A 16,085-nucleotide genomic window follows, 5' to 3' on the forward strand; every position below is an offset into this window, starting at 1 on the left:
CGGTCGTCCGGCAGGGGGCGGTGTCACAGGGAACCTCGGTCCGGATCCGTCACCGCGTCACGGTGGCGGGGGAGCGGGGGAGCGGGGGAGTGGGTGGCGGGATCAGGGGGCGGTGCCCCAGGAGAGCGTGCCGGCCACGTAGGCGCCGACCTTCGCCGCGTCGGCGAAGGAGGTGTTGGTCGAGCGGCTGTAGTCGTCCGCCTCGCTGAAGTTGGACCAGTCGCTCTTGTTCAGACGGAGCTGGATCTCACCGGTGGAGGCACCGGCCGCCAGGGTGCCGCTGCCGAAGCCGACCTCCAGGTAGTGGCTGGCGCCGGCCGCCGAACCGCCGGCCGTGACACCGAGGTTCACGGAGCCGCAGCCGATGACCGCGTAGTCGCACGCGGTGCCGAAGGTGGAGGCACCCGCCTCGGGGGTGAACCAGTAGCGCAGCTTCACCGTGGACAGGTTCACCGCGGTGGTGCCGGTGTTGACCAGCTGGAGCGACATCCGGATCTGGTTGTCGGTGGCGGAGGAGTCCGTGTTCTTGTACTGGACCTTGAGCGACCCCGTCCCGGTGCCGCCGCCCGCGGAGGTGGTGACGGAGAGGGCGCTGGAGGCGGCCGAGACGTTACCGGCGGCGTCCTTGGCCTTGACCGTGTAGCTGTAGGCGGTCGAGGCGGTCAGGCCCGTGTCGCTGTAGGAGGTGGTGGTGGAGGAGCCGACCTTGACGCCGCCGCGGAAGATGTCGTAGCCGGTCACGGCGGTGTTGTCGGTCGACGCGGTCCAGGAGAGCGAGACGCTGCTGCTGGTCTTCGCCGTGGACGTCAGGGCCGTCGGAGCGGTCGGCGCCTGGGTGTCGGTGGTGCCGCCGCCCGCGGAGGTGGTGACGGAGAGGGCGCTGGAGGCGGCCGAGACGTTACCGGCGGCGTCCTTGGCCTTGACCGTGTAGCTGTAGGCGGTCGAGGCGGTCAGGCCCGTGTCGCTGTAGGAGGTGGTGGTGGAGGAGCCGACCTTGACGCCGCCGCGGAAGATGTCGTAGCCGGTCACGGCGGTGTTGTCGGTCGACGCGGTCCAGGAGAGCGAGACGCTGCTGCTGGTCTTCGCCGTGGACGTCAGGGCCGTCGGAGCGGTCGGCGCCTGCGTGTCGGTGGTGCCACCGCCGGTGATCGGCGGGTAGGCGTTGCGCACGAGCTCCTGGAACTGCGCGGAGAACCAGTGGCCCGCGAGCGGGGAGTTCGGCAGGGCGCCGGTCATGCTGTTGCCGTTGCGGCCGTTACCGGTGTACGTCGGGTCGCACATCCGGTCGAAGCCCTTGCCCTCGTCGTTCGCGACGGGGGCGCTGTTGCCGTCCGACTCGCCCGGGGGCTTGGCCCAGACGTACGCGTCGATGCCCGGCTCCGGGGCGGCGGTGGGACGCTCGCCGATGCCGGCGCCGCTCTGGTTGCACCAGTTGCCCGCGTGGATGCGCCGGTCGACCCGGCCGCCGTCCACATAGGCGTCCACACTGGTCAGCGGACCGGGGGCGGTGGGACGCGCGGTGCCGCCCCAGCCGTTGCGGGCCGTGTCGATCAGCATGCCGATGTTGGAGTTGAAGCCCTGGCCCACCAGCTGGGTGCGCAGCGCCTGGGCGAACGACAGCTCGTCGACGTAGTAGTTCCAGTCGACCCACTTGGACTGGCGCACCGTGGTGCCGTTCACCGAGTCGGTGACCTTGATGTTCGGCTCCTTGAGAGCCGAGTAGTTGGCCGTGTTGACGATGAAGCCCGAGACGTCGTTGACCGTGGCGCCCTCGGACGTGGCGGCCTTCTTGAACTCCGTCACGGCCGGGCCCATGTTGCTGTCCCAACCCAGCCAGCCGTGGTGCGCGGCGTCGATGTAGTTGTAGACGTTGGGAATGGCGCCCAGGGTGTGCAGCGCGTAGCCGACGCCCTTCTCGTAGTTGCCGTTCGCCTTCATCGTCGCGCAGGCGTCGGTCGAACCCGCCGTGCCGCCCGCGTTGGTGACGATGTTGGGCAGCGAGTCGGGCTCGATGATCGTGACGATGCGCAGGCTCGCGTAGGCCGGGTCGGCGAGGATGTCCGAGATCGGGTCGATGTACTCGTTCTTGTAGCGGTCGAGCTCGGTGGGACCGAGTTCACCGTTGGAGGCCAGCGCGGCGCAGTCCCGTCCCGGCAGGTCGTAGATGACGACCTGGAACAGGTTCGCGCCCTGGGCCAGCGCCGTGTCGAGGTGCCCCCGCAGGCTCCTCGCCGTGGCGGAGCCCTCGATGGCCGCGATGCGGTCCATCCAGACGAAGGCCGGCGTGTTGGCGATGGCGGCGCCGCCCGGTTCGGCCGCCGCCTTGGCGGACCAGTCCGGGTTCACGTACGCGGTCGCACCCACGTAGGGGTTGTCGACCCGTGCCGCCGCCGCGGCCGATGCGGGGGCGGGGACGGCGACGGCCAGCGCCGCGCCCATGGCCAGGGCGGAGACTGCGGCCAGTCTCCGGCGCAGCCCGTGCTTGGTGGTGCCTCTGCTACTCATTGCGGCTCCGTGTTCCTTTCGTACGCCTGCGGGTGCGCCCCGCGGACGGGTTCGGGGGTGTCGATCGGGAGCGGCCCGCCTGGTCGGGGCCGACTGCTCCCGTCGGGCCGCCGTCGGTGAGGACGGGGCCTGCGGTGGGTCGTGGTGCTGGGGGACGGTGGTGCTACCCGATGGCGGGTACCGCGGGGCGGTGGGTGACCCGCCATCGGGAGTGGGTGGGTGGCCGGCGGCTCAGTGGCCGGTCACGGTGCGGGGGCGCGGTGGCGGTGTTCCGCCGCGCGGTCGGCCCCCGGGCGGTGGATCACGGGGCGGTCCCCCAGGCGAGGGCGCCGGCGACGTAGGCGCCGACCTTGGACGAGTCCGCGTACCCGGTGTTGGTACCGCGGCTGTAGTGGTTGCTCTCGTTGAAGTTGGACCAGTCGCTCTTGTTGATCCGCAGCTGGATCTCGCCCGTCGACGCGCCGGCGGCCAGGGTGCCCGCACCGCCGGTGAAACCGACTTCCAGGTAGCGGTCGGCGCCCGTCTTCGCAGGGGAGAGGGCCACCACCGCGTGGGTGATGGTGGACGAGCCGAGCGCGGCGTAGTCGCAGTACGTGCCGAAGGTGCTCGCACCGCCGTCGGAGGAGAACCAGTACCGCAGCTTCACCGTCGACAGGTCGATCGGAGCGCTGCCCGTGTTGACCACCTGGAGGGCCAGCCTGATCTGGTTGTCGGTGGCGGAGGAGTCGGTGTTCTTGTACTGGACCTTGACCGCCCCGGTGCCGGTCGAGCCGCCCGTCTTCGTGGTGGCGGTGACCGCCGCCGACAGGGGCGAGGTGTTGCCGCGCGCGTCCCGGGCGGCGACCGTGTAGCTGTACACGGTCGCAGCGGCGAGACCCGGGTCCGTGAACGCCGTGGTGGTCGCGTTCCCCGCGAGGACCCCGTTGCGGTAGACGTCGTAGCCGGTCACGGCGACGTTGTCGGTGGCCGCGGTCCAGGAGAGCGAGACGCTGTTGGCGGTCGTCGCCGTCACGGTGAGCCCGGCCGGGATCGTCGGCGCCTGGGTGTCCCCACTGGGCACGCTGCCGCCCTCCACCAGCAGCTCCGCGTAGATCGCGAAGGCCAGGGCGAGCGCCGCCTGCGCCCAGAAGCGGTGGTAGGTGAACGTGGGCGCGGCGCCGCCGTCCAGGTAGGCCTGCACCTTCGGCCAGTCCGGGTCGTTCTTGTACCAGCTGCGGATGCTGATGAAGGTCGAACCCGGCTTGACGGGGTCGCCGTTCGGCATCTTGCCCGACCAGCCGGCGGGGATGTACACCTCGTCGTCGAACCGGTTGTAGTCGCGCCGGGTCTCCGGCACCGAGATGCCCTTGGAGGTGGCGTTCAGCGCCATCGCGTCCAGCAGCGCCTTGGCGAGTGCCGCCGCGTTCTTGTCGCCGGACTTGGCGGCGTAGTAGGTGAGGGTCTTGACGTACGCGGCGCCCACACCGACGTCGTTGGCGTAGTCCAGCACCGTGACGTGCAGACCCGCGTTGGCTCCGGGGGACGCCGCGTTCCAGGTGTCCGGCTGGCCCGACCAGTTGAGCGTGGAGGGGAAGCGGAAGCTGCCGTCGGCGCCCACCGTCGTCTCGGACGAGGCCCATGCGACCCACTTGGAGAGCACGGCCTTCGCGGACGCGTTGCCGGTCTCGTGGTAGTACGCCGCGAGGCGCTCCATGCCCCACGCCTGGAAGCCGAACCAGTTGTTGCTCGCCGGGTCGTGGTAGACCGGCTGCCAGTCGTACGCCATGCCGTAGAAGGTCGGCGTACCGGCCGGCGGCTTGCCGTAACTCCCCTCCCAGCTGTTGGTGCAGCCGCCCGCGAAGGCTCCCTCGCTCGACTGCAGCCAGGTCAGGAACTCCAGCTGCCGGGTCAGGCTCTTGGACCAGTCGCCCCTGGCCGTGGCCGACTTGGGAGTCAGCGCGGGGACGTTGGAGAGCGCCCAGGCCGCCAGCGGGTTCTGATAGCCCTGGTGGGAAGCGCTGTCGCCGATGCGCCAGGCCCATCCGCCGCCGCTGCCGGCCGCGGCACCTCCCCACGCGTAGTACCAGGACAACAGGTAGTGCTGCGAGTCACGGCCGGAGGCGGCCGGGCAGGAGACCGGGTCGGTGCAGTCGCCGACCCGCTTGAAGTACTTGTCGAACATGGCGTACCGGAGGTAGTCGCCCATCTTGGCAGCCTTCGCGAGCGAACCCGCGACCTCGCTCGCCTTGCCCTGGGCCGTGGCCCAGCGGTACGCCCAGTAGGCGGCCTGCACCGCGCGGGCGTCGGCGTCCGGCGCGTTGGTGTACTTCCACTGCTTGGCGTAGCTGGAGTCGCCGACGAAGAGATCGAGGTATCCGTTGGGGCCGCCGTACTTGAACAGGTCCGTCGTGGGCTGCGGGACCGTCTCCCACACCGACTCCTGCGCACCGCGCTGGTAGGTGTTGATGAAGGAAGCCCCGGCGCCCGGCCCGGACTCGCCACCGGTGCCCGGCTTGTTGCCGTAACCGTAGACGTTGTCCAGGTCCATCAGCCAGTGCATGCCGTAGACGTCCATCGTCCCGTAGGACGAGGCGAGTTCGGTGGCGAGAGGGTCCGCGCCGGACTTGACCGTGCCGTTCAGGGCAGAGGGGTAGCCGCTGGGCAGCGGGTGCTCCGGGGCGTAGGTCGCGGGAGCCGACGGGTTGTAGGAGTCGGCGGTCGACTGGTCCGCGTGCTGGGGGATGATGGTCTTCTCCGCCACGGCCCAGGCCGCGTTGAAGGGAGCCCAGTTCCCGGTCACCCTGCCGTACGCGGCCTCCAGCCACATCCAGAAGCTGACCGCTTCCGACGTGGTCTGGTGACCGTGGTCGGGGGCTTCGACCATCAGGGTCTCGACCGAGTGGTAGGGCAGTCCGCCCGGGCTGAAGTAACCGTTGGCCGCAGCCTTGATCTTGCCGTACTGGGTCAGGAAGGCCTGGGTGTACGGGTCGTCGGCCGCAGCCGCACCGGCAGTGGTGCCGGCCGTCTGCGAGGCGGGCTTGGCGACGGCGATGCCCTGTGCCATACCGGCGGCGAGCAGGCTGCCGCCCAGGGCACTACTGAACGTTCTCCGTGAAATCGACACAAATCCTCCGCCGGCGGGCGTCGTTGGGGGGAAGGTGGGCGCAGAAGGGGAAGGCAGGGGAGAAGGAGGTGGAGCGGGGAAGCGGGGTGAGCGAGCGGGCGGCCGGGGCGGCCGGGGGTCAGGGGGCGAGACCCCAGACCTGCTCGCCGCCCACGTAGACGGCGACCTTCGGGGCGTCCGCGTACGAGGTGCCGGTGCCGTGGCTGTAGTCGTCCGACTCGTCGAAGGCGGACCAGTCCGTCTTGTTCAGCCGCAGCTGGATCTCGCCCGTCGTGGCGCCCGGGGCGAGGCTGCCGCTGCCGAAACCCACCTCCAGGTAGTGGTCGGCGCCGGCCTTCGGGGTACCCATGGCGACCACCCGGTGCGTCACGGTGGAGCAGCCGATCGGCGACCAGTCGCACCATGTGTGGTAGGTGGAGGCGCCGTTGCCGGAGGTGAACCAGTACCGGAGCGTCACGTCCGAGAGGCTGACCGGCGTCGTGCCGGAGTTCACCAGCTGGAGTCCGGGTTTCACCTGGTTGTCGCCGACCGACCGGTCGTTGTTCCGGTACTGCGCGGTGAGCGTCCCGGGCTCGCCGTCGCCGCCGCCGTCTTCGCCGCCCAGAGCGGTGCGTACGGCGGCGTAGGCGGCCTTCGGCAGCAGGTTCTCGTCGTACAGATTGGCCGCACCCTGGCCGGGGAAGGTGCTCGGGACCCAGGAGTACTTGTCCGTGTAGTCCCAGATCGTGACGCCGACACAGCGCTCCACCGCCAGGCAGGCCTCGACCACTTGCCGGTAGTACGTGGACTGCGTGGCGGCCTTCGCCGCATCGGCGGGAAGTTGCATACGGACGTCGAGCTCCGTGACGGCCACGTCGAGTCCGAGGTCGGCGAACCGCTTCATGTTCGCCTGCATCTGGTACGGGAAGCCGTACTGCACGGCCAGGTGCGCCTGCATCCCGACCCCGTCGAGCGGCACGCCCTCGTCGAGCAGGTCGCGGACCAGGGCGTACATGGCGTCGCTCTTCGCGCCGAGTCCCTCGATGTTGTAGTCGTTGAGGTACAACTTGGCGTCCGGGTCGGCGGCGTGGGCGGCGCGCAGAGCGGTGGCGATGTAGCCGGTGCCCAAGGCGTCGTAGAAGGGACTGCTGCGGAAGGTCCCGTCCTCGTTGAACGGCTCGTTCACGACGTCCCAGGCGGTGACCGCGCCGCGGTAGTGCGAGGCCTCCTCGGTGATGTGACGGGTCATCGCCGCTTCGACCTGGGTCGCCGGCAGGGCGCTGACCCAGTTCGGCAACTGGCTGTGCCAGACGAGGGTGTGGCCGCGCACGGTCTGGTCGTGCCGCGCCGCGAAATCGGTGATCACATCGCCCTTGGCGAAGTCGAACTGGCCCTGGACGGGCTCGGTGGTGTCCCACTTCATGGAGTTGCCGGGGGTGATCTGTCCGAACTCGGACCCGAGGGTGGCCGCGTAGGCGGCATCGGCCAGCTCGGAGTTGTCCGTCGCGGAGCCGAAGTACCTGCCCTTCGCGGTGGCGAGTTCGTGGAGCGTGCCCGGCTGGGCAGCGGTCGCCGGTCCGCCCGCCAGGGCGAGGGCGAGGGTCATGGCTCCGACCAGGAGGGCCGGTAGTCCTCCGGAGCGGCTGTGTCTGCAGCGCGTCACCGAGCTCATGGCAAACGCCTTCCTCTGCCGGGCAGCATGGAGCGTGGCCGGGCGCTTCCGCGCCGTGCCACGCCCTCTTCTCCACCCGGTGGGGTGGGGAAGAGGGGGGTGAGGTGGACTGTGCAGGTACTGGGTGTGGGAGCGCTCCCAAGGTGGCGCGGTGATGCGCACCTGTCAAGACTTAAATCACAACTGGCTTTCCAGCGCGTTAACGCGACCACACGTTGAACGGGCGCTCCCACAGGTGCTGTTGGCGGGCGGCGAGGGGGGCGCCGAACGCGTCGGCGGCGGCAGAACCTGCCGGTGGGAGGCTTTTTGGCCCACGGGAAGAGCGCCTGGGGGGAGATGTGGCCGTCGCCCTGTGGCCGGCTGCGTTCGTGTGCCGGAACGAGGCGCCGCGCTGCCCCGCGCTTCCGCCCGCGCTGTCTCTCGCCTCCGCCCGCGATGGGCGGAGGCGCGACCTCCGATTGGCGGGGTGGGGGATCGGCCCCGGGGGCGGGACGAGAGCGGGTGAGTGTTCGCTGTTGCGCATCGAGAGGCGTGCACGGCCGGTCGAACGGGTGGCCGGGCGGCGGAGGTGCGCGCGACGCCGGAGTCGTACCCATCGACTCCTCCCCGAGTGCGGACATGGGGATGCGCGGTGGGTGTCCGGTCCTCCCGCGGATGGACGGCGGCCGCTTCGTGGGGGGAGGAAGGGCGAGGTGATGGGTACCGTACGGGCGGGAGGTGCTCTGGCGCTGCGGGCGGCCGGGGGTGCGGGCTGCCACGTGCATGCGTGCCGGGCGGCAACGGCCTCGGCCGCGGTCTCGACCGTGGGTTCGGCCATGGATTCGACGTCGTCCGGCGGAACGCCGACCCGCTCCGTCGCGATGGCGGAAGGTGATGTGAGAGTTTGCGGCGACAAAGCCGATGCCTGTGGAACCACGGTGCCGCTGCTGATCCCGAACGCGTCGAGTGTTCGCCGTGTGAGCGGCGGCGGACCCCGTAGGCTGTGTCACCGCGTCATGCCGTACCACGTTCCGGAGGCCTGCCGTACCACCTCCCGGATGCCTGCCGGCCCGGCCGGCGAATGGCCCGACTCGAGTGAGAGTTGAGAACGGCCGCTGCCAACACCTGTTGCCCGCAAGGGCGTTGAGGGTCGATAGCAGGCGGAGCCGGTGTATCGGACCCTGGGCCCGTGTCCGGGGTGGGACGGTGGGGGCCGTGGGAACCGATGTCCGGAGGGAGGGAGCGGTAGATGGCTGCGAGCGGCCGGACCAGGACCGTGGCGGACCCGCCCATGGTGACGGTCGGCATCGACCTGGCCGGCTACACCGGTACGACCGGGGTCTGCCGCATCACCTGGGCGGAACGGCCGGTCGTCGACATCCTCGACGCCCGGAGCGACGACGATCTGCTGGCGGCGGTCCGGACCGCGGACAAGACAGGTCTGGACTCGCCGATCGGCTGGCCGGTCGCCTTCACGTCCCTGCTCGCCGCCCATCGGGCCGGCACGGAGTTGCCGGTGCGGAGCCGGTACGCACCGCATTCGGACGGTCGTGAAGGGCTGGGGCGGTTCACCCACCGTCTGACCGACGACGTGGCATGGAAGCGCACCGGGGCGGGGAGACGGCGCCCTCTCTCGGTCGCCGCCGACAAGCTGGGCATCGTCGCCATGCGCGCGGTGGATCTGCTGGACCGCCTGGCGGAGGAGGGCCCCGCCATTCCGCGGGACGGCTCCGGCTCCGTCGTGGAGGTCTACCCGGCGTTCGCCCTGATCCAGTGGGGCCTGGCGAGCGAGGACAGCTACAAGAACTCGAAGCCCGCCGCCCTCCTCGCGCGCGCCGCCATCCTCGCCGGCCTCGTCGACGGTCTGGGCATCGACATCCGCGAGCGGGAGCGCGACCGGTGCACGCGCAGCGACCACGATCTGGACGCCCTGATCTCCGCGGTCGTCGCGCGGGCCGCGGCGTGCGGGATGACCCATCCGCCCGCCACCGCCGAGGAGCGTGAGCTGGCGGCCGTGGAGGGGTGGATGCACCTGCCCGTACGGGGCCTGCCGCTCGCCGCCGTGCGGAACGGTTTCTGATACGGCGGCGGGGGCGCCGCTGTCGGAAGCGGCCAGAGAACGCCGCGGTCGCGCGGGAGGGCGGACCGTACCGCTGGTCCGGTCGGCCCTTGTCACCCGCCGAAGCAGCGGAGGTCACCGTCACCGACGGGGAGGAGCTGCCGCACTTCCGTACGGCCGTCACGGTCTGCCCGTCATGCCGGACGTCCTCGTCGACGTGGCGCACTCCCTGTCCGCGCGATGCGGAGGCTTCACTGACCGTCCACGGGCCGCCCGCCCGGAGGAAGGCGTTTCGGGAGGCCATAGACTCGCGCGCCATGGAAGAGATGTTCGAACTGGGGACCATCAATTGCCCGTCCGGAACTCTCGTGATCATCGACGGTGGTTACCTGGGTCTGTGGAGCGGAGAACGGTCGCCGGCGGACGTCGATCCGGCCGCCTTGAGTATCGAAGACTCCGCACGGGCCGCCGACGTCACGGGCGCCCTAGACTTCGAGGTCACCGGGCCGGACGCCGCCGAAGCGGTCCGGACCTTCGACAGGCAGCCAGGCTCCATGACATCCCGTCCTCGAAAGCCGCCGCGTTCGAGGAGAATTTCGCTGATCACTGCCGATCCGCCGGCCTGGACGCGCGACTGAAGGCCCTGCCACTCCGGGAAACCCATGCCCACCGAGCCCGTCGGACAGCCGAGGAGGGCGGAGGCGGCTTTTTGATGTTCGGGGTGCCCGTCGTCGCCGTGGGCGGCGTCCCCAGAAGCCGGCACCTGCCCGTGCGGGCCACCCGGTCCGACTACGGCGACGGTGTCGGCGCTCGCTGGTCCGAGATCTCGATCCGGATGCGTGAGGGAGAGGCCGCGTCGTCGCTTTCCCTGGGTGACGTAGGAGTGGACTGGGCACGTGTGCTTTTCGGTGATGTCGACGCCCTGAGCGCGTGGCAGCACGAGGATTCGATGGACGGCCTGGCCGACGTGGCGTTCTGGGGGGCCGCGGCGGAGGAAGCCGCCACGATGTTCTCCCCACCCGAATGGCGGGAGCCCGGTGAGGAGAGCGTTCGCGGGTGGACTGCCCTGCCGGTCCCGAAGGCGGTGGAAAGAGCACGTGCGCTCTCCCGATGGAAGGACGAGACCGGACGACGCATGGCGGTGGACTTCCGACCCCACTCCCATCACTGGCAGATCATGCGCCAGGTACGGGCTTCGCACGTCGAAGCCGGATCCGTGGAACTCGGTGATGCCCGAGTGCTGTGCGCGATGACGAGCTGGGGCGACGGCTTCTTCCCAGTGACCGCCGATCTGGACGCGTCGGGGGACCTCCTTGCCGTGCGAGTGCGCTTCTCATCCGCTCCCTGAACAACCGCCCCTCAGCTTCCTGAGTCCGAGCCTCGTGTCCCTCCTCCGAGCGAACTCGCCGACTTCGCCCCCTGTCCCCTCCCGGAGCCGACGAGCCGAACCGGCGACGGCGGTTCCCCTGCGATCATGGTCACGTGACCGACCGAGACGCGAAGGGCCCGCACCCCATGGACGAGAACACCCCCCGCGCCTCGGGCGAAGCACCTTTCGACGGTACCGGCACAGGCCCTGGCCCTGGCCCCGGCTCCGGATCCATGGGTGGGCCCGACCCTGCCCCGGTCGTCCGGAGCAACGTGCCCGGCTCGTTCCCCTGGGGCGTACTGGCCGACCGCCACCCCGCCCTCATCCGGCAGGTACGGGACGCCTTCCCGTACGGCCGTCGCCAGCACGAGGCCCTCGACATCCTGCTGAGAGAGATCACCGACGACGTCGTCGGCCCGCTCACCCCCGCCGACTCGGACCACGACCAGGAGAGCTGGGCGGCCTGGGGGCGGGAGTACTTCGGGGGCTCGTGGTACGACGCCCCGTTCCTGTGGGCCGAGAACTACTTCTACCGGAGGCTCCTCGGCGCCGTCGGATACTTCGGTACCGGACCGTGGCGCGGAGTCGACCCCTTCGCGCCGTTCAAGCGGGCCGAACTGAGGGGTGAGGCGGTCGGGGAGGAGTTGCGGGCCCTGGACGCGCTCGCCGACGCTCCGGCCGGTCAGCGGGGCACCGCCCTCCTGCACGCCTCGCTCTGGGGCAACCGCGCGGACCTCGGCTTCCGCATCTCGGCGGCCGGGCCGATGGCGGGCGAAGCCGTCGCCCCAGGGCTGGTCGCCGACGACAGCGCCGCGCTGTGGCGGCTGCTGCCCGTCACGACGTCGGCCACCGTGGCCGTGGTGGCCGACAACGCCGGACGCGAGCTGATTCCCGATCTCGTCCTCATCGACCACCTCCTCACACACGGCCACGCCGAGCGGGTCCTGCTCCACGTCAAGCCCGCCCCGTACTTCGTCTCCGACGCGATGACCGCCGACGTGGTCGACTGCTTCCGCCGCCTCGTCGAGGCCCCCGGCGAAGCCGGCCGCATCGGCCGTCGCCTCTGGACGGCCATGGCCGGGGGAGCGGTGGAGGTCCGCACCCACCCGTTCTTCTGCGCCCCGTTGCCGTACGAGGAGATGCCCGATGACCTGCGGCAGGAGTTCGCGGGAGCCGCGCTCACCCTTGTGAAGGGGGACCTCAACTACCGCCGCCTGGTGGGCGACCGGCGGTGGAACGCGACGGAGCCCTTCGCCCGCCTGACCGCCTACTTCCCGGGAGCCGTCGCAGCGCTCCGGACCCTGAAGTCCGACGTCGTCGTGGGCCTGGAGCAGGAAACGCTGGACACCCTCGAAGCGTCCGGGGCCGCGTGGCGTACGAGCGGCACGCACGCGCTGATCCAGTGTGCGCACGGACACGGACCCGCGTCGTCCGGGACGAGCGCGGCGGCGCGGATGCGCTGACCCCGGACACGGCCGGTAGCGCTGGACGCCGCCCCGTCGTCGCGTGCCGCGTGCCGCGTCGACGACCGCCGGCCGACGTGCCGCGAGGCGATCCGCACGCCGGCCCTGCCGCGGCTCGTCCACGAACCCACGTGGTCCCGTGCTCCGAGTCCCGCGGCTACGGGGCCGTCCAGGCGAAGGCCACCAACGACCCGATCTCGTGGTGCGGCGGGTCACGATGGACACGAGGGCGGTGAACACGCGATCCCTGCCGCGAGGGAGAAGGCGGGTCCCACGTTCCTCCAGGCCTGCACGGACGACTGACCGGAGGCCGTCCCGGGATCCGAGCACGGCGGAGTCGAGTACGGCCCCACTCGGACCGCCGGGGGCGGCGCCGGTAGCCCCGGTCAGTCGAACTCCTCGATGTACTCCTGCGGAGGTCCGAGCTCTGGTCGATCCCGAAACTCCACCTCCTCGCCCAGCCGTTCCAGTTCGAGCACCGTGACGGTGTTGTCGCCGGACCGCAGCAGCGGGGCCGGACAGTAGAGGGTGACCTGGGGCCCGGCCTCCCGGTAGCGACCGAGCATGAAGCCGTTGACCCAGACGAACCCTCGTCGAGAACCCGGCAGGGCGAGGAAGGTGTCGGCAGGAGTGCCGACGTGGAGCCGGGCGACCGCGAACCCGGCGGTCGCGGTGCCGGGCGTGGTCGACGTGGTCACGGCGGTCGCCTCCGCCGGCGCCGCGTACGTCGTCGCGATGCCGGACCCGCTCACGGCCTCCGACCCGCTCACGGTCCCGGGCCCGCTCACGGTCCCGGGCCCGCTCACGGCCTCCGACCCGCTCACGGTCCCGGGCCCGCTCACGGTCCCGGGCCCGCTCACGGCCTCCGACCCGCTCACGGTCCCGGGCCCGCTCACGGTCCCGGGCCCGCTCACGGCCTCCGACCCGCTCACGGTCCCGGGCCCGCTCCCGTCTCCCGACCCGCTCACGGCCTCCGACGCGCTCACGATCCCGGCGTCCGCGCGTGATTCCGCCCGTTCCGCCTCTGCGGCGAGCGCCTGCGACAGCTCCGCGTCCGACCACTCCTGGAGGGCGACCGGCGCGCTCTCCCAGCCCTGCACCGTGCGCCGGTCGACGAGGACCGGGCCGAGCAGGCCCTTCTTCCCGCCCACCGCGGGCCCGTAGTTGATCCGGCCGAGGTTCTCGACCAGGACCTCCACCGTCACGACCTCGCCCGCCCCCTCCACCGGCAGTTCCCGTGAGTCGGCGTCGGCGACACCGAGGAAGGTGCCGTCGACGAAGACCAGGGCGCGGTCCCGCACATCGGTGAGGGTGAGCCGGTGCGTGCCCGCCGGGATGCGCGGGCGCGCGGTGTAGAGGACCATGCCCGCGTCGAGCGCCAGCCGCTCGAAGGTGGCGGGGCGCGGAGCGGTCACGGTGGTCAGGGGCGTCACGGCGCGCAGCCCGGCGAGGAGACCGGCCCGGCGGGTGAGCGGGACGCGGGCGGGCGGGAGCACCGGCATCCGCAGGGGCGACCGGAGGGGGCCCTCGGCGCCGAGCGCCTCGCGCATGGCGAAGAACTTGGGGGTGAGGGTGCCGTCCTCGGCGATCGGCGCGTCGGAGTCGTAGCTGGTCACCACCGGCTCCAGCCGTCCGTCCGTCTCGTTGGCGCCCGCCCAGAGACCGAAGTTGGTGCCGCCGTGCGCCATGTAGATGCTCACACTGCCCCCGTCCGCGACGATGCCGCGCAGGGTGCGCACGGCGCTCTCCACCCCGCGCACGTGGTGGCGCTCGCCCCAGTGGTCGAACCAGCCGCTCCAGAACTCGGCGACCAGGAAGGGCTCTTCGGGTCGCCGGGACGCGAGCAGCTGTCGGGCGGCCTCCGGCTTGGAGCCCAGGGTGGCGGCCATGAGGGTGCCCGGCAGACTGCCGCCGTCCAGCATGAGTTCGGTGGGACCGTCCGCCGTGAACAGCAGTTCCCGGATGCCCCGCCCGGTCAGGGCCTCGCGGCTCCAGCGCATGTAGGCATGATCGTCACCGTAACTGCCGAACTCGTTCTCCACCTGCACCGCGACGACCGGGCCGCCCTCGGACGCCTGGAGCGCCGCGACACGGGGGACGAGCTCGTCGAACCACGTGCCGACCGCCGAGGTGAACGCCGGGTCCGAACTCCGCGGGGCGAGGTCACGGCCGGTGAGCCAGGCGGGCAGCCCGCCGTTGGACCACTCCGCGCAGATGTAGGGACCGGGCCGGACGACGACGTCGAGGCCCTCCTCTCCCACCGTGCGGATGAACCCTTCGAGGTCCCGCCGGCCCGCGAAGTCCGGCGTGCGGTCCTCGCGGGGCTGGTGGAAGTTCCAGGCCACATACGTGTCCACGGTGTTGAGCCCGAGATCGGCGATCCGCCGGATGCGGTCCCGCCAGAGATCCGGATGCACCCGGAAGTAGTGCAGCGCTCCCGACAGAATGCGGTGCGGAACGCCGTTGCGGTACATGCGGCCTTCGCGCCACGACAGGGCGGCGGTGGCGCGGGCCTCCGCCGCCTCGCCCGTGGGGTCCGCGGAGGGGATGGGTGGAGAGAGCGGCTCAGTCACGGCGGGAGCGTATGTTATCGATGACATCGCCGACAAGGCCGGTGGGGTCCGGCAGCCCGTCCCGGAAGCGGCAGCGTGGTGAGCGACGTGGACAGGGTGAGGCCGAGAAGGCCGGTGCAGCCGACCACGGACGGAGGCGGCCGGTCGGCGCCCGACGACGTGTCCCCCGGTGAGCGTGGACGACATCACGCCGGCCGCCTGCTGCGCACCGCCTCCTTCCGAGGGCCGCCTGCCTGGAGTTCCACGGCTGCGGTGCGGCGGCCGTCGGGTTGCCGCTCCGGGGGGAGAGCGACGTGGAGGGGCCGCCCGTCGCCGTCCCCCTCTGGGCGCGCGGCTCCACCGCACAGCCGCGCGGCCTCCGCCGCACACCGCCGGGCGGGGCGTGCGGCGGGCGCGCCTTCGCGCTCCGCGCGCCGGCGCTACCGGTCATGCCGCTCGTGCGGCTCATGTTATCGATAGCATGACGTCATGTCGGACTCGGATCGATGAGGAGCCGCCTCGTCATCGCGCTCGCCCTCGACATCCGTCCGCGTACCCCACTCCGGTGCTCGGCTCGGATCGATGCGGGAGCCGCTCCTCCACCGATCGCCTCAGTCCGAATACGACCGCCCGGCCGGGTGCTCTCGCGGTGGTCCGGGTATCAGGCCTTGAGCGACCGGCGAGCTGGGGGGACTTCGCATGGGGACAGCGGACGAGCGGGACCTCGCGGACGGGGAAGGCTGGCTGACGAAGGCCGAAGTCCAGGAGATCTGGCCGCAGATCGGACCGAACAGCATCAGGGCCGTGGCGCGGGCCAACAGCGTACGTACGTCGGCTCCGCCCTCCCCGGACCTCACCCGCGAGCCGTCGTACCACGAGGCCGACGTGCACCGCGTGGCCGCGCGGATCGCCCGGGGGGAGGCCGAGGTCGCCCCCTGGCAGCGCGCCGACTCCGACACCGCACGTGGCGACGCCACGCCCGGCCCACCGGTTCGGCAGTCCCTCGGTTGGGGAGCCGAGAACGTGCCAGGGCTCATCCTGCTGGTCATCGTCGTGGCGCTGATCCTCTGGGGCCTGACCTCTTCCGACAACCACGGCACGGTGACGGACTTCGTGCGCTGAGTACGCGGAGAGCGCCGAGCAGTGCTCGCTCCACCGGTCTTGGTCCTCGTGTGTTCGAGTCCACCGGTTCGGTCGGGCGATCTCGTGACCGGAAGGCCACGGAAGTGGGGCTCCGGGCAGGCAGTCGCACTTCCTCCTGGTGCGGGTCGGTGCGGTGCGGGTCGGGTACGGCCCGTGGTGACCCGTACCCGGCTCGATCGCGGTCCGAGAGCGCAGGGCCGGGGACTCGAAGTCCACGAAGGCGCCCGGCCGACGGCTGGGCCACACGCCCGCTGCGACGAC

At 71.4% G+C, this 16,085-nt stretch carries 9 protein-coding genes; 5 read left to right on the plus strand and 4 right to left on the minus strand.

All coding sequences use genetic code 11. The features are described 5' to 3' along the window. Positions 1 to 102: 102 nt before the first annotated feature. From PZB77_RS27130 to PZB77_RS27140, 3 genes are all read right to left on the minus strand, one after another. Positions 103 to 2,505 (minus strand): glycoside hydrolase family 6 protein, encoded by a 2,403-nt coding sequence (locus PZB77_RS27130; RefSeq protein WP_275495251.1) that lies wholly within the window; start codon positions 2,503 to 2,505, stop codon positions 103 to 105. A gap of 301 nt (positions 2,506 to 2,806) precedes the next feature. Further along, positions 2,807 to 5,563, minus strand: a complete 2,757-nt coding sequence (locus PZB77_RS27135) for a glycoside hydrolase family 48 protein (protein ID WP_275496238.1) — start codon at positions 5,561 to 5,563, stop codon at positions 2,807 to 2,809. A gap of 163 nt (positions 5,564 to 5,726) precedes the next feature. Next, positions 5,727 to 7,259, minus strand: a complete 1,533-nt coding sequence (locus PZB77_RS27140) for an endo-1,4-beta-xylanase (RefSeq protein ID WP_275495252.1) — start codon at positions 7,257 to 7,259, stop codon at positions 5,727 to 5,729. 1,228 nt (positions 7,260 to 8,487) lie between these two features. Here PZB77_RS27140 and PZB77_RS27145 point away from each other — a divergent pair. The 4 genes from PZB77_RS27145 (at position 8,488) to PZB77_RS27160 (ending at position 12,129) form a co-directional block, all read left to right on the plus strand. After that, on the plus strand, positions 8,488 to 9,318 hold the full coding sequence (locus PZB77_RS27145; RefSeq protein WP_275495253.1) for a DUF429 domain-containing protein: 831 nt from the start codon (positions 8,488 to 8,490) through the stop codon (positions 9,316 to 9,318). Positions 9,319 to 9,614: 296 nt separating this feature from the next. Next, positions 9,615 to 9,935, plus strand: a complete 321-nt coding sequence (locus PZB77_RS27150) for a hypothetical protein (RefSeq protein WP_275495255.1) — start codon at positions 9,615 to 9,617, stop codon at positions 9,933 to 9,935. A gap of 83 nt (positions 9,936 to 10,018) precedes the next feature. After that, positions 10,019 to 10,645, plus strand: a complete 627-nt coding sequence (locus tag PZB77_RS27155) for a hypothetical protein (protein WP_275495257.1) — start codon at positions 10,019 to 10,021, stop codon at positions 10,643 to 10,645. A gap of 167 nt (positions 10,646 to 10,812) precedes the next feature. After that, positions 10,813 to 12,129, plus strand: a complete 1,317-nt coding sequence (locus PZB77_RS27160; protein ID WP_275496239.1) for a damage-control phosphatase ARMT1 family protein — start codon at positions 10,813 to 10,815, stop codon at positions 12,127 to 12,129. 386 nt (positions 12,130 to 12,515) lie between these two features. Here the strand turns inward: PZB77_RS27160 and PZB77_RS27165 are convergent, their stop codons facing one another. Beyond that, positions 12,516 to 14,624: a beta-galactosidase gene (locus PZB77_RS27165; RefSeq protein WP_275496240.1), complete on the minus strand. Its 2,109-nt coding sequence runs from the start codon at positions 14,622 to 14,624 to the stop codon at positions 12,516 to 12,518. Positions 14,625 to 15,380: 756 nt separating this feature from the next. On the opposite strand from PZB77_RS27165, the gene PZB77_RS27170 reads away from it, so the two are divergent. Further along, positions 15,381 to 15,803 (plus strand): hypothetical protein, encoded by a 423-nt coding sequence (locus tag PZB77_RS27170; RefSeq protein ID WP_275495258.1) that lies wholly within the window; start codon positions 15,381 to 15,383, stop codon positions 15,801 to 15,803. The last annotated feature ends 282 nt before the right edge of the window (positions 15,804 to 16,085 follow it).

The sequence above is a fragment of the Streptomyces sp. AM 2-1-1 genome (assembly GCF_029167645.1).
Classification (GTDB): domain Bacteria; phylum Actinomycetota; class Actinomycetes; order Streptomycetales; family Streptomycetaceae; genus Streptomyces.

What these genes read in the sequence shown, in the direction of transcription:
- PZB77_RS27130 (WP_275495251.1), bottom strand. Translation starts at nt 2,505, where the DNA reads ATGAGTAGCAGAGGCACCACCAAGCACGGGCTGCGCCGGAGACTGGCC.
- PZB77_RS27140 (WP_275495252.1), bottom strand. Translation starts at nt 7,259, where the DNA reads ATGAGCTCGGTGACGCGCTGCAGACACAGCCGCTCCGGAGGACTACCG.
- PZB77_RS27145 (WP_275495253.1), top strand. Translation starts at nt 8,488, where the DNA reads ATGGCTGCGAGCGGCCGGACCAGGACCGTGGCGGACCCGCCCATGGTG.
- PZB77_RS27150 (WP_275495255.1), top strand. Translation starts at nt 9,615, where the DNA reads ATGGAAGAGATGTTCGAACTGGGGACCATCAATTGCCCGTCCGGAACT.
- PZB77_RS27160 (WP_275496239.1), top strand. Translation starts at nt 10,813, where the DNA reads ATGGACGAGAACACCCCCCGCGCCTCGGGCGAAGCACCTTTCGACGGT.
- PZB77_RS27170 (WP_275495258.1), top strand. Translation starts at nt 15,381, where the DNA reads ATGGGGACAGCGGACGAGCGGGACCTCGCGGACGGGGAAGGCTGGCTG.